16 protein-coding genes are annotated in these 17,183 nt (G+C 62.4%); 9 read left to right on the top strand and 7 right to left on the bottom strand.

The window, feature by feature from the left end; all coding sequences use genetic code 11:
* Positions 1 to 201: 201 nt before the first annotated feature.
* On the top strand, positions 202 to 1,353 hold the full coding sequence (locus tag M5C56_RS06740; RefSeq protein ID WP_103497900.1) for an MFS transporter: 1,152 nt from the start codon (positions 202 to 204) through the stop codon (positions 1,351 to 1,353).
* A gap of 104 nt (positions 1,354 to 1,457) precedes the next feature.
* On the opposite strand, the gene M5C56_RS06735 is transcribed toward M5C56_RS06740, so the two are convergent.
* Both M5C56_RS06735 and M5C56_RS06730 read right to left on the bottom strand, forming a co-directional pair.
* Positions 1,458 to 3,011, bottom strand: a complete 1,554-nt coding sequence (locus M5C56_RS06735; RefSeq protein ID WP_103497901.1) for a phospholipase D family protein — start codon at positions 3,009 to 3,011, stop codon at positions 1,458 to 1,460.
* A 58-nt stretch (positions 3,012 to 3,069) separates the two neighbouring features.
* The gene (locus M5C56_RS06730; RefSeq protein WP_103497903.1) at positions 3,070 to 4,503 is read right to left on the bottom strand and encodes a PLP-dependent aminotransferase family protein; all 1,434 of its coding nucleotides are present in this window, start codon (positions 4,501 to 4,503) and stop codon (positions 3,070 to 3,072) included.
* A 182-nt stretch (positions 4,504 to 4,685) separates the two neighbouring features.
* Here M5C56_RS06730 and M5C56_RS06725 point away from each other — a divergent pair, with 182 nt between their 5' ends.
* Both M5C56_RS06725 and M5C56_RS06720 read left to right on the top strand, forming a co-directional pair.
* Positions 4,686 to 4,931 carry a DUF1127 domain-containing protein gene (locus M5C56_RS06725; RefSeq protein WP_103497905.1) on the top strand — a complete coding sequence of 82 codons (246 nt, stop codon included), beginning with the start codon at positions 4,686 to 4,688 and terminating at the stop codon, positions 4,929 to 4,931.
* A gap of 170 nt (positions 4,932 to 5,101) precedes the next feature.
* Positions 5,102 to 5,455 (top strand): YkgJ family cysteine cluster protein, encoded by a 354-nt coding sequence (locus M5C56_RS06720; RefSeq protein ID WP_103497907.1) that lies wholly within the window; start codon positions 5,102 to 5,104, stop codon positions 5,453 to 5,455.
* 2 nt (positions 5,456 to 5,457) lie between these two features.
* Here M5C56_RS06720 and M5C56_RS06715 read toward each other — a convergent pair whose 3' ends face one another.
* Positions 5,458 to 5,946 carry an Lrp/AsnC ligand binding domain-containing protein gene (locus M5C56_RS06715; protein ID WP_017125528.1) on the bottom strand — a complete coding sequence of 163 codons (489 nt, stop codon included), beginning with the start codon at positions 5,944 to 5,946 and terminating at the stop codon, positions 5,458 to 5,460.
* A gap of 159 nt (positions 5,947 to 6,105) precedes the next feature.
* Between M5C56_RS06715 and dadA the strand changes: the two genes are divergently transcribed.
* From dadA to M5C56_RS06685, 6 genes are all read left to right on the top strand, one after another.
* Positions 6,106 to 7,410: a D-amino acid dehydrogenase gene (dadA, locus tag M5C56_RS06710; RefSeq protein WP_103497908.1), complete on the top strand. Its 1,305-nt coding sequence runs from the start codon at positions 6,106 to 6,108 to the stop codon at positions 7,408 to 7,410.
* A complete protein-coding gene (locus M5C56_RS06705; RefSeq protein WP_103497910.1) occupies positions 7,382 to 7,735 on the top strand; it encodes a RidA family protein in 354 nt (117 codons plus the stop codon). The genes dadA and M5C56_RS06705 overlap by 29 nt, the downstream gene beginning before the upstream one ends.
* 85 nt (positions 7,736 to 7,820) lie before the next feature.
* Positions 7,821 to 8,894, top strand: a complete 1,074-nt coding sequence (alr, locus tag M5C56_RS06700) for an alanine racemase (RefSeq protein WP_103497919.1) — start codon at positions 7,821 to 7,823, stop codon at positions 8,892 to 8,894.
* 128 nt (positions 8,895 to 9,022) lie between these two features.
* On the top strand, positions 9,023 to 9,571 hold the full coding sequence (locus tag M5C56_RS06695) for a cupin domain-containing protein (RefSeq protein WP_100942162.1): 549 nt from the start codon (positions 9,023 to 9,025) through the stop codon (positions 9,569 to 9,571).
* A gap of 183 nt (positions 9,572 to 9,754) precedes the next feature.
* Positions 9,755 to 10,174, top strand: coding sequence for a c-type cytochrome (locus tag M5C56_RS06690; RefSeq protein ID WP_103497912.1), 420 nt, complete (start codon positions 9,755 to 9,757; stop codon positions 10,172 to 10,174).
* A gap of 145 nt (positions 10,175 to 10,319) precedes the next feature.
* Positions 10,320 to 12,230: an acetyl-CoA hydrolase/transferase C-terminal domain-containing protein gene (locus M5C56_RS06685; RefSeq protein WP_103497913.1), complete on the top strand. Its 1,911-nt coding sequence runs from the start codon at positions 10,320 to 10,322 to the stop codon at positions 12,228 to 12,230.
* A 30-nt stretch (positions 12,231 to 12,260) separates the two neighbouring features.
* Here M5C56_RS06685 and M5C56_RS06680 read toward each other — a convergent pair whose 3' ends face one another.
* The 4 genes from M5C56_RS06680 to M5C56_RS06665 form a co-directional block, all read right to left on the bottom strand.
* Positions 12,261 to 12,782, bottom strand: coding sequence for a fimbrial protein (locus tag M5C56_RS06680; RefSeq protein WP_103497915.1), 522 nt, complete (start codon positions 12,780 to 12,782; stop codon positions 12,261 to 12,263).
* A gap of 59 nt (positions 12,783 to 12,841) precedes the next feature.
* Entirely contained in the window at positions 12,842 to 13,375 is a 534-nt protein-coding gene (locus tag M5C56_RS06675; protein ID WP_103497916.1) for a fimbrial protein, read from the bottom strand.
* A 76-nt stretch (positions 13,376 to 13,451) separates the two neighbouring features.
* Positions 13,452 to 14,396 carry a fimbrial protein gene (locus M5C56_RS06670; RefSeq protein WP_103497920.1) on the bottom strand — a complete coding sequence of 315 codons (945 nt, stop codon included), beginning with the start codon at positions 14,394 to 14,396 and terminating at the stop codon, positions 13,452 to 13,454.
* A gap of 74 nt (positions 14,397 to 14,470) precedes the next feature.
* Positions 14,471 to 17,071 carry a fimbria/pilus outer membrane usher protein gene (locus M5C56_RS06665; protein ID WP_247263075.1) on the bottom strand — a complete coding sequence of 867 codons (2,601 nt, stop codon included), beginning with the start codon at positions 17,069 to 17,071 and terminating at the stop codon, positions 14,471 to 14,473.
* Between the last annotated feature and the right edge of the window lie 112 nt (positions 17,072 to 17,183).

Genomic DNA, 17,183 nt, shown 5'->3' with positions numbered 1-17,183 from the left:
AGCCGGCTTGCTGGCGATGGCGTCTGTAAGGGCAATGCAAGGTCTGCGGGCCTCATCGCTGGCAAGCCAACTCCTACAGGTCGGGGGTTGATCAGAATTTTGTGTCTGTGATCGGGTATCCCCAATAAACACAGCCGGACTCTCCGCAAGGAAGTCCGGCTGTGTCGTCTTGAACAGAAACTATCCACAGGAGCGTGGAACATGCGTTGGGCGACTTATTTCGCCGTGCTGGCTTCGGTACTCAGTGTCGGGCTGGCACTGGGCGTGAGCATGCCGTTGGTGTCCCTGCGGCTGGAAAGCTGGGGTTATGGCTCTTTTGCCATTGGCGTGATGGCGGCGATGCCGGCCATCGGGGTCTTGCTCGGTGCCAGTATCTCCAGCCATCTGGCGGCGCGTTTTGGCACTGCCCGGTTGATGGCCCTCTGCCTATGGGCGGGAGCCCTGTCTATCGGTTTGCTGGCGCTGCTGCCCAGCTACCCGGTGTGGCTGGTGCTGCGCCTGATGATCGGGGTGATCCTGACCATCGTCTTCATCCTCGGCGAAAGCTGGATCAATCAACTGGTGGTCGAACAATGGCGCGGACGCCTGGTGGCGCTTTATGGCAGCACCTATGCGCTGAGCCAACTGTCCGGCCCGCTGCTGCTGGCCGCTGTGGGCACGGAAGGTGATTACGGCTTCTGGGTTGGCGTGGGCTTGCTGGTGGTCGCGCCATTCCTGTTGCTGGGGCGCAGCGGTGCGCCAACCACGGAGTCCAATCGCGTCACCCTGGCGGACTTGCTGGGCTTCTGCCGGGGTTTGCCGGCCATTGCCTGGGCCATTTCGCTGTTTGCTGCTTTCGAGGCGATGATTCTGACCTTGTTGCCGGTGTACTGCCTGCGCCAAGGCTTCACGGCGGATATCGCCTTGGCGATGGTCAGCACCGTGGTGGTGGGCGATGCCTTGTTGCAGTTGCCGATTGGCGCCTTGGCCGATCGGCTGTCCCGGCGCGCGTTGTTCATCGGTTGCGCCCTGGCGCTGATGTTGTCGAGCCTGGCGGTGCCTCTGCTGCTCGACACCTTGCTGATCTGGCCGCTGTGGGTGCTGTTCGGTGCCAGCGCGGGCGGGCTGTTCACCTTGTCGTTGATCCTGATCGGCGAGCGTTATCGCGACGACGCGCTGGTGCGGGCCAACGCCCATGTGGCGCAGTTGTGGGGCATCGGCTGCCTGATCGGGCCGTTGGTGGCGGGTGCGGGCAGCCAGTGGATCAGCGGGCATGCCTTGCCGTTGTTCATGGCGGCCGGGGCCTTGGGCCTGCTGGTGTTGCTGTTGCGCCAAGGGGCCTTCGGCACGGCACAGTCGGCCACCTCCCTGTAGGAGCAAGCTTGCTCGCGATGACGGGCTTCCGGGCACCGCCGAAACATCAGCCTGCCGGCTGATCGCGAGCAAGCTTGCTCCCACAGGTCAGGCCTCGTGAACCTTCAGAGCATGCGCTCCAATCCGATATGGTTGGCGAACCAGGCGTTGAACCGACGCCACCAGTTGCCCGGCTCGTGGTGCAGCTCGTGGAGCTGCCCGTGGTCCTCGGTGACCCAGACAATCTGTCCCTGCTCCAGGCGCGGCTGGTAGCTCAGGGCCGGGGCCATGCCGCGCAAGGCCAGGGCCCGAACGTGTTCCGCCAGCTCCGGACTGTCCACCAGGACGCCGACTTCGGTGTTCCACAGTACCGAGCGCGGGTCAAAGTTGAATGAACCGATAAAGGATTTCTGCCGGTCGAAAATCATCGCCTTGCTGTGCAGGCTGGAGTCCGAGCCTTTGTAGGACGCGCTATGAAACAGGTGCGGCCCGCTGCCGCCACGCTCCCCGGGCTGGCGCCGCAGTTCGAAGAGTTTCACGCCGTGTTCCAGCAACGCCTTGCGGTAAGGCGCGTAACCGCCGTGCACGGCAGGCACGTCGGTGGCCTCCAGCGAATTGGTCAGCAGGCTGACCGAGACCCCGGCATCGGCGCGCCCGGCCAGATAGACCAGCCCCGGTTGACCAGGCACGAAGTAGGCGGAAATCATCATCAGTTCGGTATGGACGTTCTTCAGTTCCGGCGCCAACTGTGTGGCCAGCAACAAGCGTGGATCAGGCTCGTCCCTGGCCAGAACCTTGCTCGGTGCGTCCCACAGCGCCTCGCTCCAGGCCCAGATCAGCTCACGGCGCCAGATATCCATGTGCGGCTCGCTCTTGTAGGCCCGAAGCTTCAGGTACAGGGCGGTATTGTGCTGGCGATAGCTGCCCAGCGAGTCCTTGAGCTGTTGTCGGGCCTTGGCCAGTTCCACCGCGGACGGTGGGTTTGAGAGGAAGTCGCCAATGGGCGCGCTCAGGGCGCTGTTCCAGTACTGGTCGAAGCTGTGTCCGAGTTGTTCGGCCACGGGGCCGAAGCCGAGCAGGTCGATGTCGGTGAAGTTCAGGTCCGGCTGGGCGCCGAAATATTCGTCCCCGAGGTTGCGGCCGCCGACGATGGCCGCGCTGTTGTCGGCCAGCCACAGCTTGTTGTGCATCCGCCGATGTTGTTGCGACAGGTTGAACAAACGGCCCAGGGTACGCGTGGCACCGGTGCTGCGGCCCAGGTTCAGCGGATTGAACAGGCGAATCTGGATATTCGGATGGGCGGCGAGGGTGCCGATGACCGAGTCGAGCCCGTCGCTGGTGGTGTCGTCCAGCAGGATGCGCACCCGTACGCCGCGATCGGCGGCCTCGAGCAGTTCATCCACCAGCATGCGGGTGCTCAGGCCGTCATGGACGATGTAGTACTGCAAATCCAGGCTGACCTGGGCATTGCGGATCAATTCGGCCCGGGCCCTGAACGCCTCGCTGCCGTTGGGCAGCAGGCGAAAGCCCGAGCGCCCCTGCCAGGGTGCGGCCTGTTCCTGGATCGAACGACCGAAGCTCGATTCGCTCGCCGCCAGGGCCTGGCTGGGAAGCCGTGGAGCATCCAGGGTCGCGCATCCGCTCAACAGCAGGGCAATGAGCAGCAAGCAGGCTTTCAATGGTCATCGCCCCGGGTCGGTAGGTGTCGGCATATGGACGCTATCCGGCGGGTAAAGGTCAATCGATACTGCTCTCGTTTTGTGCCAGTAATTTGATCGCGGCCGCGCCGACCTTGCGCACAGCCTCTTCGATCAGTGGCGTCGGCTTGGCAGCGTAGTTCATGCGCAGGCAGTTACGGTATTTGCCCGAGGCGGAAAAGATGCTGCCCACCGCGATCTGCACGCCCTGGTCCTGCAGCGCCCGGTTCAGGCGCAGGGCATCGAACCCTTCGGGCAGTTCGACCCAGAGCATGAAGCTGCCCTGGGGGCGACTGGCGCGGGTACCGGCGGGAAAATAACGGCTGATCCAGTCGATCATCAGGTCGCGGTTGCGCTGGTATTGGCTGCGCATGCGTCGCAGATGCGGCTCGAAGTGCCCGTTTCTGAGGAAGTCGGCGATGGCCAGCTGTGGCTGCGGGGCCGTGGAGCCGGTGCTGATGTACTTCATGTGCAGCACCCGTTCGAGGTAACGACCGGGTGCGACCCAACCGATGCGCAGGCCCGGGGCGAGGGTCTTGGAGAAGGAGCTGCAGAGCAGCACGCGACCGTCTTCATCGAAGGACTTGATGGTGCGCGGACGGGGGTAGGTGTAGGCCAGTTCGCCATACACATCGTCTTCGATAATCGCCACGTCGAAGCGCTGGGCCAGGGTCAGCAGGGCGCGCTTGCGCGACTCCGGCATGATGTAGCCCAGCGGGTTGTTGCAGTTGGGGGTCAACTGTATGGCCTTGATCGGCCACTGTTCGAGGGCCAGTTCGAGGGCGTCGAGGCTGATGCCGGTGATCGGGTCGGTGGGGATTTCCAGGGCCTTCATACCCAAGCCCTTGAGGGTCTGCATGGCGCCGTGGAAGCTGGGTGAGTCCACCGCGACGATGTCCCCCGGCTCGCAGATGGAGCGGATGCTGGTGGACAGGGCCTCGTGGCAGCCGGTGGTGATCACCAGATCTTGGGGGCCGAGCTGGCAGCCGGAGTCGAGCAGCAGGCGCGCCACCTGTTCGCGCAGCCCGAAGTTGCCGTGGATATTGTCGTAGGACAGGCCGGGCATGTCCTGGCGGCGGCTGATCTGCGCCAGGCTGCGCAGCAGCGGTTTCAGGGTCGGGCTGTCGATGTCGGGCATGCCGCGGCCCAACTGTACGGTGTCCTCGCGAGGGACGGCGCGAATCAGTTCCAGCACCTGTTCCCATTGCGAGATATCAACAGGGCGTTGTGCCGGTCGGCCGATGACCGGCAACGCCGGTAGTTCGCGGCCTACGGGTACGAAGTAGCCGGACTTGGGTTTTGGTTGGGCCAGCCCGCTGTCTTCCAGGACGCGGTAGGCCTGCTGCACCGTACTCAAACTGACACCGTGCTCCACGCTCAGCGCCCGTACAGAAGGCAGGCGGTCTCCGGGGCGATAGAAACCCTGTTCTATGCGGGTTCCAAGCAATTCGGCAAGGTTGACGTAGAGGGTCATGGCGCAGTTCTCGGCGACGGTGGAAAGCGTTGGACGGTACAGATAGGAAGAAAATACAGGATTCAGTCGCGCTTTGGCGAGATCTGTATTGAATTAATAAAAAATGATTGAATCTGTAATGGTTTTGGCCGCTCACCCATTCTATGTACTCATGGCAATCGAGTAACAAAGGAGCAGAGGTAATGAACGGCATGAGCGATGTGCGTCTGGTGTTGCGCAGTCAGGAACTGGTGATCGAGCACGAGCGGGTAGTCATGGCGTCTTCCGCCCGTGGCGGCGCTCCGGCCTTCGGTGCCATGGGTCTGTTCTGGCATCGTCTGCGTACCCGCAAGACCTTGCTTGCACTTACTCCCGAGGAACTGAGCGATATCGGATTGAGCCCGGAGCAGGCCCGGAAAGAAGGTTTGAAACCGTTCTGGCGTTCTTGACGCGAAACTTGTGGGAGCCCGGCTTGCCCGCGGGCGCATGACTCAAGGGCCTGATCGCCGGCAAGCCGGCTCCTACAGGGGACCGCGTTCCTTCAGATGAGCAGGTTTGCTGCCGGGAGTGGTTTTTTCAGGCAAAATACGCGCTTGTTCTTCTTTCCGGTCGTCGTTCGATGAGTTGCAACAGTCAGAAAATCCGCTTTCTGCGTCAGCAAATTCCGTCGTTCGACTGCGTGCCGGGCTGTCACGACTGCTGCGGGCCGGTGACCACTTCGTCCGAGGAGATGGCCCGCCTGCCGCGCAAGACCGCCGCCGAGCAGGAAGCGGCGCTGGACGAGCTCAATTGCGTGCACCTGGGGCCGAACGGCTGCACGGTGTATGACGAGCGTCCGCTGATCTGTCGCTTGTTCGGGACCACACCCACGTTGCCTTGCCCCAATGGCCGACGTCCCGTGGAGATGATTCATCCACGGGCCGAGCAGCAGGTGCACGAATACATTGCTACCACGCGTCAGGTACTGGTCTAGGCTCAATCCGGAATCGGCAGGTTCAGGCTCTCCTTCACTTCTTCCATCACGATATAGCTCTTGGATTCCCGAACGTGGGGCAGTTTGAGCAGGATGTCGCCGAGCAGCTTGCGGTAGGAAGCCATCTCGGAAATCCGTGCTTTCACCAGGTAGTCGAAATCCCCCGAGACCAGGTGGCATTCCAGTACATGGGGCAATTTCAGCACGGCACGTCGGAATTCTTCGAAGGTGTCGCCCGACTTGTAGTCGAGGCTGATCTCGACGAACACCAGCAGGCTGCCCTTGAGGTGCTGCGGGTTCAACCGGGCGTTGTAGCCCATGATGATGCCTTCGCGCTCCAGCCGGCGAACCCGCTCGGTGCAGGGCGTGGTGGACAGTCCGACCTTTTCGCCAAGCTCAGTGAACGAGATGCGCCCGTCGGCCTGCAGGATGCGCAGGATATTGCGGTCGATCTTGTCCAGCTCGCGCTTGGTCTGATGGTTGGTTCTCATTAGGGAATGCCCCTCCGTCAAAAGCGATAGTGCCGAGAATTCTCGCCAAATATAGGCACTTATATAGTGAAAAGCACTGGCTATTGTTTTTTACACTGCGCGCATCTTGGCTTTGAACATTAAACATCGGCGCCTGGCCGCGGATTGAGGAATAGACACATGCGAGTTCTGGTATTGGGTAGCGGCGTCATTGGTACCACCAGTGCTTATTATCTGGCGCGGGCCGGTTTCGAAGTGGTGGTGGTCGACCGTCAGCCGGCCGCGGCCATGGAGACCAGTTTCGCCAACGCCGGCCAGGTCTCGCCCGGTTATGCCTCGCCCTGGGCCGCCCCGGGCGTGCCGCTGAAGGCCATCAAGTGGCTGCTGCAGCGTCACGCACCGCTGGCGATCAAGGCCACCGCCGATATCGACCAGTACCTGTGGATGGCGCAGATGCTGCGCAACTGCACCGCCAGTCGTTATGCGGTGAACAAGGAGCGCATGGTCCGCCTGTCCGAATACAGCCGTGACTGCCTCGACGAACTGCGCGCCGAAACCGGGATTGCCTACGAAGGCCGGAGCCTGGGGACCACCCAGTTGTTCCGCACCCAGGCGCAACTCGATGGCGCGGCAAAGGACATCGCGGTACTGAAAGAGTCCGGCGTCCCTTACGAATTGCTCGACCGCGCCGGCATTGCCCGGGTCGAACCGGCCCTGGCCAGCGTCACCGATATCCTCGCCGGCGCCCTGCGCCTGCCGAACGACCAGACCGGCGACTGCCAGATGTTCACCAGCCGCCTGGCCGAAATGGCCATCAAGCTCGGTGTGGAATTCCGCTTCGGCCAGGACATTCAACGGCTCGACCATGCGGGTGACCGCATCAACGGCGTGTGGATCGACGGCAAGCTGGAAACCGCCGACCGCTACGTACTGGCGCTGGGCAGTTATTCGCCGCAGTTGCTCAAGCCGCTGGGGATCAAGGCACCGGTCTACCCCCTCAAGGGCTATTCGCTGACCGTGCCGATCACCAACCCGGCCATGGCCCCGACTTCGACTATCCTTGATGAAACCTACAAGGTCGCGATCACTCGTTTCGACAACCGCATCCGCGTCGGTGGCATGGCGGAAATCGCCGGTTTTGACCTGTCGCTGAATCCGAAACGGCGCGAAACGCTGGAGATGATCGTCGGCGATCTTTATCCTCAGGGCGGCGACCTCGAGCAAGCCAGTTTCTGGACCGGTTTGCGTCCGACCACTCCCGACGGTACGCCGATCGTGGGGGCGACCTCATTCCGCAATCTGTTCCTGAACACCGGTCACGGTACGCTCGGCTGGACCATGGCTTGTGGCTCCGGTCGCCTGTTGGCTGACCTGATGGCGAAGAAAAAGCCGCAGATCAGTGCCGAAGGCCTCGATATTTCCCGTTACGGCAAAACGCCCCAGGAGACTGCAAAACATGGCAATCCAGCGCCAGCTCACCAATGAACGTCTGAGCCAGATCGTTGTTCACAGCGGTACCGTGTATCTGGCGGGGCAGGTTGGCGACAACATGAGCGCCGGGATTGAAACCCAGACCCGTGAAGCCCTCGGCAATATCGAGCGTTTGCTGGATCTGGCGGGTACCGACAAGAGCAGGTTGCTGTCGGTGACGATCTACCTGAAAGACATCGATGCCGACTTCGCCGGGATGAATTCGGTCTGGGACAAGTGGCTGCCCAAAGGCGTCGCGCCGGCCCGTGCCACGGTTGAGTCGAAGCTGTGCGAACCGGAAATCCTGGTCGAGCTGTCGGTCGTGGCCGCTCTGCCTTAAGTACGATCCCTCTCCCGGTGTGATGGCGGTCTCACTGCTTTTCGCACCGGTTTTTTCCCCGTTGACCGTCCAGAAGTTTGCCGCCATGCGTCCTGCCCGTGCCCTGATCGACCTCCAAGCCCTGCGTCACAACTACCAATTGGCCCGCGAAGTCTCGGGTGCCCGAACCCTCGCGGTGATCAAGGCCGATGCCTATGGTCATGGCGCGCTGCGCTGTGCCCAGACCCTGGAAGCCGAGGCCGATGGTTTTGCCGTGGCCTGTATCGAGGAGGCCCTCGAGTTACGGGCCGGGGGTATTCGCGCGCCGATCCTGTTGCTGGAGGGCTTTTTCGAGGCCGACGAACTGCCACTGATCGTCGAGCACGACTTCTGGTGCGTGGTGCATGCGCTCTGGCAGCTGGAGGCCATCGAGCAGGCGGTGTTGGCCAAGCCGATCAATGTCTGGCTCAAACTCGACTCGGGCATGCACCGGGTGGGGCTGGAACCGGCCGATTATCAGGCGGCTTACCAGCGCCTGCAGGCCAGCGGCAAAGTGGCGAAAATCGTCCTGATGAGCCACTTCGCCCGCGCCGATGAGCTGGGCAGCCAGCGCAGCGCCGAACAGGTGGCGACCTTCGAGGCCGCGCGCCAGGGTTTGTCGGCTGAGGTCAGCCTGCGCAACTCTCCGGCGGTGCTCGGGTGGCCGCAGATTTCCAGCGACTGGGTACGTCCCGGCATCCTGCTGTTCGGCTCGACGCCTTTCGAAGAAGAAAACCCTGTCGCCGCGCGTTTGCAGCCGGTCATGACCCTGGAGTCGAAAGTCATCAGCGTGCGCGAGCTGCCGGCGGGTGAGCCGGTGGGCTACGGCGGCCTGTTCGTGACGTCCAGGCCGACGCGGGTTGGCGTGGTTGCGATGGGTTATGCCGATGGCTATCCGCGTCACGCACCGACCGGCACGCCGGTGCTGGTGGCGGGCCAGCCGAGCCAACTGCTGGGCCGGGTGTCGATGGACATGCTGTGCATCGATCTGACCGACGTGCCCCAGGCCGGGTTGGGCTCGACGGTGGAGTTGTGGGGCAAGAACATCCTGGCCAGTGAGGTCGCGGCCCGGGCCGAGACCATTCCTTATCAGATCTTCTGCAACCTGCGCCGGGTGCCACTGCTCTACACCGGGAGCTAACGGGCAACCCGCCGCGCCACAGATCGTCCCGCCGACCAGGATTCGGCCCTGAGTGTTGTAAATACTGAACGCTATGCCATGATATCGCTCAATTACAACATCGCCTGAATCCCTGGGAGGCTGCCGTATTGGACGTCGGTGAACGACTGCAATCCATCCGTAAACTGAAAGGTCTGTCTCAGCGTGAACTCGCCAAACGCGCGGGCGTCACCAATAGCACCATTTCAATGATTGAGAAAAACAGTGTCAGCCCCTCGATCAGTTCGCTGAGGAAGGTGCTTGGCGGCATTCCCATGTCCATGGTCGAGTTCTTTTCCGAAGAAATCCTCCAGGAAAAACCGACCCAGATCGTCTACAAGGCCAACGAGCTGATCGATATCTCCGATGGTGCCGTGACCATGAAGCTGGTCGGTCGTGCTCATCCCAGCCGTGCTATCGCTTTTCTCAATGAGATCTATCCTCCAGGTGCCGATACCGGAGAGGAAATGCTCACCCATGAAGGCGAAGAGACTGGCATTTTGCTGGAAGGCCGACTGGAATTGGTGGTGGGTGCAGAAACTTTCGTCCTCGAAGCGGGCGACAGCTACTATTTTGAAAGCACCAAGCCGCACCGCTTCCGCAACCCGTTCGATACCCCCGCGCGACTAATCAGCGCAGCGACACCGGCGAATTTTTAACAGAGAGGCGTCAGGTCAGGGATTTCAAGGCGCCCGGTAGTATTGATTGGCCACTTGCTAATACCCTTGTGACTATTAGGGTTGTTTCGCAGTGGCTATCGAACCGTTATACTCACGCCGCCTGCGAAACCGTGGTTGCGGGCGTGATTAGCCACCATTGAGGGTGTACGCGTGAATCCAATTATGAAAATGCTGGCCGTACCAGCAACCGTAGTCGCCCTGTGGGCCATCAGCGCTCAGGCTTCGACCATCAATGACGACATTGCCAAGCGCCTGGAGCCGGTGGGCAAGGTGTGTGTCCAGGGCGAAGAGTGTAAAGGCATGGAAGTGGCGGCTACCGTGGGCGGTGGCGGTGGTGCCAAGACGCCGGATGAAGTGATTGCCAAACATTGCAACGCCTGCCACGGCACCGGCTTGCTGGGTTCGCCGAAAATCGGCGACGCCGCAGCCTGGAAAGATCGCGCCGATCACCAAGGCGGCCTCAGTGGCCTGCTGGCCAAGGCCATCACCGGCCTTAATGCGATGCCGCCAAAAGGCACCTGCGCCGATTGCTCCGATGACGAGCTCAAAGGTGCGATCGAGAAAATGTCCGGGTTGAAATAAGACCGATCGTCTCTGAAAAAGCCGCTTACGAGCGGCTTTTTTGCATCTGCTGAAAACCCGATCCTGTGTCTGTGGGCTGTCATTTTCAGCAGATTCCCGGCAAGCTCGGTCGAACCTCAATTCACGGAAAGGCGAGGAGGATCCGATGGTGCAATCCTGTTCTATCGAACGTGCGGTCGATGAGGTGCTGGCACGGCTGCCGGCGCATATCCACATGGCCAGCCCCTTGGGCCTGGGCAAACCCAACCGGTTTATCAACGCGCTCTACCAGCGCATCAGGCAATTGCCGGAGCGGCGGCTGACGATCTATACGGCCTTGAGTCTCGGTCGCCCATCCCTGGGCGACGGCTTGCAGCGGCGTTTCCTCGAACCCTTTGTCGAACGGATATTTGGTGACTATCCCGAACTGGATTTCCTCGCCGACCTGCGCCGGGACAGCCTGCCGCCGAATATCCACGTCCAGCAGTTCTTCATGCAGCCCGGCAGCCTGTTGCACAGCACGCAGGCCCAGCAAGACTACGTCAGCAGCAACTACAGCCATGCCGCCCGCGATATCAACGCCGCCGGCCTGAACCTGATCGCGCAACTGGTGGCCGAGGCGCCGGAACATCCCGGGCATCTGAGCCTGAGCTGCAATCCGGACATTACCCTCGACCTGCTGCCGATGATCGCCCGCCGCCGCGCCGCCGGGGAAACCATCCTGGTGCTGGCGCAGGTTCACAGCGATCTGCCGTATATGCCCGGGGATTCCGAACTCAGCCGTGATGCCTTCGACCTGCTGATCGACGAGCCGGAACGCAGCACCCTGTTCTCCACCCCGAATATGCCGGTGGACACCCAGGACCACTTTATCGGTCTGCACGCCAGCACCCTGGTGCGCGATGGTGGCACCTTGCAGATCGGCATCGGCTCCATGGGCGATGCCTTGACCGGTGCCTTGCTGGCCCGTCAGGCGGACAACGAGGGTTACCAGGCCTTGCTGGCGGATATCGACCTGTCCCCCTGGAAAGCGCTGCTCGACAAGGAGGGCGGCATCGAGTCGTTTGCCAAGGGGCTTTACGGTTGCAGCGAGATGTTCGTCAATGGCCTGCTGGTGCTGGTGGACGCGGGTATCGTGCGGCGCAAGGTCTACGCCGACCTTGAGCAGCAACGCCAGGCCAATGCCGGCGTCGTGCAAGCCGGTGGGGTCATGGTGCATGGCGGCTTCTTTCTCGGCCCGCGCAGTTTTTATCAGCGCCTGCACGAGCTGTCCCGGGACAAGCTGGGCGAGTTCAACATGACCGCCATCAGCTATATCAACGAGCTGTTTGGCCAGGAAGAACTCAAGCGCTTGCAGCGTCTCGACGCACGCTTTATCAACAGCGCCTTTACCATGACGTTGCTGGGCGCGGGGGTGGCGGATCAGCTCGAAGACGGTCGAGTGCTCAGCGGTGTCGGCGGGCAGTACAACTTCGTGGCCCAGGGCCATGCGCTGGAGGGCGCGCGCTCGATCCTGATCCTGCGCAGCTGGCGCGAGTCGGGCGGCGAGGTCAGTTCGAACATCGTCTGGGAGTATGGGCATTGCACCATCCCCCGGCATCTGCGGGATATCGTGGTGACCGAGTACGGCATTGCCGATCTACGCGGCAAGACCGACGTCCAGGTCATCGAGGCGTTGCTGAATATCGCCGATTCGCGCTTTCAGTCGGAGCTGATCGAGCAGGCGCAAAAAGTCGGCAAGCTGCCGGGGAATTTCCGTCTCGATTCGCGGTTTGCCGATAACAGCCCGCAACGTTTGCAGGCGATTCGCGCGCGTCACCCGCAGTTGTTCCCGGAGTATCCGCTGGGCTGTGATTTCAGCGTGGAGGAGCGGGATCTGCTGCGGGCGCTGAACTGGCTCAAGAGCAAATTCAAGCTCACCGAGGCACTTGAGTTGGGCAAGGCGACGCTGGACGCGCCCGAGCCGTCGGCGTTCCCGGCACATCTGGAGCGCATGGGGCTGGCGCAGCCCCAGGGCCTGCGTGACGAGTTGTACCAGCGCCTGTTGCTGGCGGGACTGCAGGCCACTGCCGGCTAGCGGACAGGGCCTTGGCGCAGGGCGCATGCCTCAGTTGTAGGTGACGTCCACCGTCGCCAGGCTTTCCAGCTTGCCTTCGCTGACCGCGCCGGACTTCCAGTAGGCCGCCCCCAGTGGTAGCACCGCCTGGCCGCCGCTCGGCGTCAGGGTGCGGGTATTGTCGTTGCCGTCGGCGCGGATGGTCTGTCGCACGCCCCCCAGCTGCGAGTACAGCCACAGCGTCAGGCCGCTGACATCGCCGGTGTTGGCGAAGCGGGCGCCATCCGAGGAGGCCGGCGTGCCATGGAACGTGAAGGTGACGCTGGTGATATCGGCGTCGCAGCGGACGCTCAGCTCGAAGGGCTTGTGGCCCGCGGAGTCGACGCCCGCGAAGTCATCGATCTTGACCGGTGGCAGGGATATGGCGCGTTCGATGTCATCGGCAATCAGGTTGCAGGTGCCGCCCTCGACAGTGCCTTCGAAGCGCAGATTGCCCGGGTTCAGGGTTTCCGTGGCCGAAGCCGGGGCGATGGTCGCGAGCGCCAGCGCCAGGGGTATCAGGTAGGTCTTCATCGGGTGTTGTCCGTTCTGGCGGGCCGACGGAAGGTGGCGGCCTGGTAAGGCTTGTGGCGTCAGTTATAGGTAATGGTCACGGAGGCCGTGGTGATCAGTGTGCCTTTGGAGACGCCGAAGAGGACGGTCTTTATGTAGTGCGCGCCCATGGGCAGTACCGCACGGCCGGCGGTTGTTGAAATGGTTCGCGAGCGAGCGGTAGGGTTGCCGTTGGCAGGGAAGTTGTAGGCAGTTCCCCCGATGCGCGATTGAATCACGGTAGCGATGCCGCGGGCGGTGCCGGTATTGGCGAAGCGTTCAGGCGCTAAGGCGTCCGATGTGCCGTTAAAGGTGAAGGTTACACTTCTGATATCCGAGTCGCAGTTGGCGGTCAGGTCGAATGTCTTGAGCCCGGCCCAAGTGGCGCTATCGAAATCGCTGACCTTGACCGGAGGCAGCTCGATCAAGCGGCTGACATCGCCGGTGGCCAGGTGGCAGGTGCCACCCTGGATATCACCTGTGAACCGCAGACTGCCGGTCTGGACAGCTTGAGCCGTGCCGGTGATCGTTGCAGCGGCAACCAGTAGGGGCAATACGAAAAGAGGTTTTTTCATTACAGGTATCCTTGTCAGGTAAAGCGTTGATTGACGCATTGCATTCGACGAGCGCTGCCGCGAGCGGTCTGTTGGCTCAGTTGTAGGTGATGTTGACGGTGACGGTGCTCACCAGCGTGCCTTTGGTCAGGGTGCCGGTGGTCTTGTGGTACTCCGCGCCCATGCGCAGCACGGCCCGGTTGCCTGAAACCGCGACGGTGCGAGTACTGTTGTTGCTTACCGTCTGGCCCGGTGTATGCAGCCATAGCGCAACACCGCGAGCCGAACCGGTGCTATTGGCAAAGAGCGCGGAGTTTCCGGGATCCGGCGTGCCGGTGAATCTGAAGGTGACGTTCGAGGCATTGCTGCAGTTGGCGGTCAGGTCGAAACTCTTGGTGCCGATCGAGATGCCGGTGAAGTTCGAGATCCGCACGGGGTCCAGTGCGATCACGCGGCTGACGTCGCCAGCGGCGAGGTCACAAGTGGCGGTGGGGGTGACGAAGCTGACGGGGTTGTTCAGTAGAACCGTGTGGATGGTGCGCCCATCCCAGCTGTTCACCATGAGGTTTGCGCCGGGGACCGTACCGTTTGATACGTTCCCTATTTTGTAGAACTGGGCCTCCATCGTGACGATGGTGTGCTCATAGCTTGTATAGGTCAGTGAAGTCGAGCTGCTGTGGAGGGGCAGCAAGTAGGGGCTCCCCCACCTGAGCGTCGCATAGACCCGTATGCCAATCCCTGGAACATTGGTTCGATAGACACCTCCCACACCAGGAAGCGTCACCAAATCGGCGGTTGTATATCGCCCGGTTGTTTGCTGCATGATGGGAGGGCTGCAGGTGCTGACGCCGCTGGGGTATGTACCACCAAAGGTGGCTTTTGCTATCAGGGCTCCCACTGCCAGACTTGACGGCACGCTGATAGTGGCTGGAAAAGTCGCGCCGTTGCGCGGGTTGTTTGGGTAATAGTTGCACGCCGCTTGAGCCGCCACCGGCAGTGAAAGGATCAGCAATGCGCAAACTGACTGGAGGGGGCGTTTCATTTTCTTTCTCGCGTGAAGTAGGGGCTGGAATCTGTCGGCAGGGGCGTTTGCGGAGCAGGTATGGGCGACCATGATCAAGCCTCATCCGCAGCGGTATCCGACGGACCCGACCGAGGCGTATCGGTCATGGCGGCCCGGCATTCACCATCCATCTGACGTAAACCGTTCGAGTCGGCGAGCGTGCCCAGGTCATAGGTGATCCGGCAGACGTCCGTGCTGGCCGAGCCCCACTTGACCGTCAGTTGGCCGCTATCGCGCGGTACCCGGACAAACGCCTTGCTGCTCTGCCCGACCACGCCTGTGCTGACGCCGCTTTCATCGAACACATCGGCACCGAAGGGCAACGGGCTGCCATCCTCGCGCAGGGCATTGATGATCAAGGCCCGCCCGCTGCTGGTCTCGTACTTCATCACCACCACGGAACCGGCCCGGGGCGCGACGTTGTGCGAGGCGGACTTGAGCTCCACGTCGTGGGACATGTCCCTGGGGTCCAGCTCGACCACGTTCTGGCGGTACGACGTGAGGTGTGGCACCACCGCGTAGCCGTTATCGTCCACCTGTGCGTTGTTGCCGCCGACCCAGGCGCCCTTGGCTCCGGGCGCGTTGACCAGGCCGAAGGTGTCGCCCAGTTCCGGGGTCAGGGTCAGGCCGTCGGCATGGGCCACCAGTCCGCCGGACAGGCCTAGCGATTGCGAGTGGTAGCCGTTGCCCTGGCTGTAGCTGGTGGAGGCCTGGGCGTAGCGGCTGCGGTACTGCAGGTCGGCGTTGAAACTGTTGCCGATGCCATTGTCGGCGTGGCTGGCCGAAGCGCCGTAGTTGATCTCGTTGCGTTCGCCCCAGGTGCCGCTGAGGCCAGTGCGGATGCTGTTTTGCCGGTCGCCGTGGGTCAGCGTGCTCGACAGGTTGGGCGCACGGTTCGAGTAGCCCAGCGGCAGGCTGACGGTGAGGTCGATCTGGTTGCTGCTGCGCTCGGTCAGCAGGTCGCGGGTGCGCTGGGCACTGAGGGTGTAGTTCAGGCGTTGCCAGTTGCTGCTGTAGCCGGCGCTGAAGCTCAGGCTGCCGCCCTTGCGGTTCCAGTAGTTCTGCGACGAGCCGGTAAGGAACAGCGAACCCCGCTCCAGGCTCTGGTTGATGCTGATATCCAGGCGTTCGCGTACCCGGCTGATATTGTCCTGGTTGCCGCCGTCGCGGGCCAGTTCGCGCAGTCGCGCGGTATCCCGCGCGGTGAGGAAACCGTCGGTGGAGTAACGGAAGGCCCCGAGGGCGAAGTTGGTCCCGGTGTCGGCGAAGTTCTTGTTGTAGCGGGCCTGCAGACTCTGACCCCGGCGGTTGCCATTCCCCGGCAGCTCGGCATGGGAGGTGGTCAGATCCAGCGAAATCGCTCCCACCGGGGTGTTGAGGGCGGTGCCGAGGATTTGCGAGTTATAGCCTTCCGAGGCCAGGGCCCCGGCATAGCCGGTCAGCAGGTTGTTGAGGCCGTACTGGAAAGTGCCCTGGCTCAGCCAGGGATTGCTGTTGACGCCGAGCTCGGCCATTTCGCCCACGCTCAACGAGTAGCGGCTGTAACCCGGTCGGAGCAGTTTCACATCGGAAGCGAAAGGCACGATGAATTGCCGCTGGCGCCCGTCAGCCTCGGTGACGGTGACTTCCAGGTCGCCGCCGTAGCCGGTGGGGAACAGGTCATCGAGCACGAACGGCCCGGGGGCCACCGTGGTTTCGTCGAGCAGGATGCCGCGCTGGCGTACGCTGACCCGGGCGTTGGTCTCGGCCACGCCACGGACGATGGGCGCATAGCCGGTCTGCGAGTCGGGCAGCATGCGATCGTCGGTGGCCAGGCTGGCGCCGCGCATGCGCAGGCTGTCGAACAACTCGCCGGTGGTGTAGATCTCGCCGGTCATGAATTGCGATTGCAGCCCGGGCAGTTCCCGTTGCACATAGGTGGCGCTGCTCTGGTAGCTGCTGCCGGCATCGTTGCTGCTGTAGGCGCCGTTGTGCCGCAGGTGCCAACCCTCCAGATTGAGACCGGTGTTCAGCCGCAGGGAGTTGGAGAACGATGAGCGGCCCTGGTTGTTGTTCATGAAGCCGTTGGCGTCGTAGCGGACGAACGCCGCGTTCACGCCGGTGTCCCAGTGCTCGGGACTGACATAACCGCGTGCCTTGCGTGACAGGTAGATCTGCGGGACTTGCAGGTCCAGGCGGCTTTCGCCGGCATCGAAGCGGGCGCTGGCGCCGGGTAGATAGGTACTGATATCGCCGCAGGCCGGTGTACTCGGTAACGGCGGCGGAACGGTTTCGCCAGCGTCGGCGGCCTTTTGTGCCACCCCGTCGAGGTCGATCCCGAGCCTGATCAGCAGGGCGCGATCCAGGCACAGCTGCGCGTTTTTCTGGCCCTCGACACCGGCGAAAGTCAGTTCGTCGCGGCCGATCCAGCCGCCGTTGACGCTGATATCGGCACGATAATGTCCCGGCAGGACCACATTGCCTTCGTTGAAGCGCGAGATGTCGATCTGCCCGCCACCTCCCGGAAAGAAGGCCGGGTTGAACTCCACCTGCTCGACCTCGTCGGCGGCCAGGACGCTGCCGGCGGCCAGCAGCAGGAGGCTGTGAATGACGTGGGCCAGGCGGCTGCGCGCAGGGTGCGATCCGCCGGCTACAGGTTGTGTCTTCGATCTCATCACTAACGTTCCAAACCTTGTGTATTGCCGGATTCGGGCAAGCCGTTCCCTGCCGTCGCGCGTTGTGGATCGCGACGGGGCCGGAGGTGTCGTTACGGGTGGGCGTTCGAGG

This window comes from Pseudomonas sp. MWU13-2862 (genome assembly GCF_023242495.1).
Lineage (GTDB): Bacteria > Pseudomonadota > Gammaproteobacteria > Pseudomonadales > Pseudomonadaceae > Aquipseudomonas > Aquipseudomonas gingeri_D.
This window is presented reverse-complemented; position numbering and strand designations above follow the sequence as displayed.

Excerpts from the sequence above, each read along its gene's own strand:
- M5C56_RS06725 (WP_103497905.1), top strand. The coding sequence starts at position 4,686 with ATGAACGGCATGAGCGATGTGCGTCTGGTGTTGCGCAGTCAGGAACTG.
- M5C56_RS06730 (WP_103497903.1), bottom strand. The coding sequence starts at position 4,503 with ATGACCCTCTACGTCAACCTTGCCGAATTGCTTGGAACCCGCATAGAA.
- M5C56_RS06715 (WP_017125528.1), bottom strand. The coding sequence starts at position 5,946 with ATGAGAACCAACCATCAGACCAAGCGCGAGCTGGACAAGATCGACCGC.
- M5C56_RS06670 (WP_103497920.1), bottom strand. The coding sequence starts at position 14,396 with ATGAAACGCCCCCTCCAGTCAGTTTGCGCATTGCTGATCCTTTCACTG.
- M5C56_RS06675 (WP_103497916.1), bottom strand. The coding sequence starts at position 13,375 with ATGAAAAAACCTCTTTTCGTATTGCCCCTACTGGTTGCCGCTGCAACG.
- M5C56_RS06740 (WP_103497900.1), top strand. The coding sequence starts at position 202 with ATGCGTTGGGCGACTTATTTCGCCGTGCTGGCTTCGGTACTCAGTGTC.
- M5C56_RS06690 (WP_103497912.1), top strand. The coding sequence starts at position 9,755 with ATGAAAATGCTGGCCGTACCAGCAACCGTAGTCGCCCTGTGGGCCATC.
- M5C56_RS06685 (WP_103497913.1), top strand. The coding sequence starts at position 10,320 with ATGGTGCAATCCTGTTCTATCGAACGTGCGGTCGATGAGGTGCTGGCA.
- dadA (WP_103497908.1), top strand. The coding sequence starts at position 6,106 with ATGCGAGTTCTGGTATTGGGTAGCGGCGTCATTGGTACCACCAGTGCT.
- M5C56_RS06680 (WP_103497915.1), bottom strand. The coding sequence starts at position 12,782 with ATGAAGACCTACCTGATACCCCTGGCGCTGGCGCTCGCGACCATCGCC.
- M5C56_RS06705 (WP_103497910.1), top strand. The coding sequence starts at position 7,382 with ATGGCAATCCAGCGCCAGCTCACCAATGAACGTCTGAGCCAGATCGTT.
- M5C56_RS06665 (WP_247263075.1), bottom strand. The coding sequence starts at position 17,071 with ATGAGATCGAAGACACAACCTGTAGCCGGCGGATCGCACCCTGCGCGC.
- M5C56_RS06720 (WP_103497907.1), top strand. The coding sequence starts at position 5,102 with ATGAGTTGCAACAGTCAGAAAATCCGCTTTCTGCGTCAGCAAATTCCG.
- alr (WP_103497919.1), top strand. The coding sequence starts at position 7,821 with ATGCGTCCTGCCCGTGCCCTGATCGACCTCCAAGCCCTGCGTCACAAC.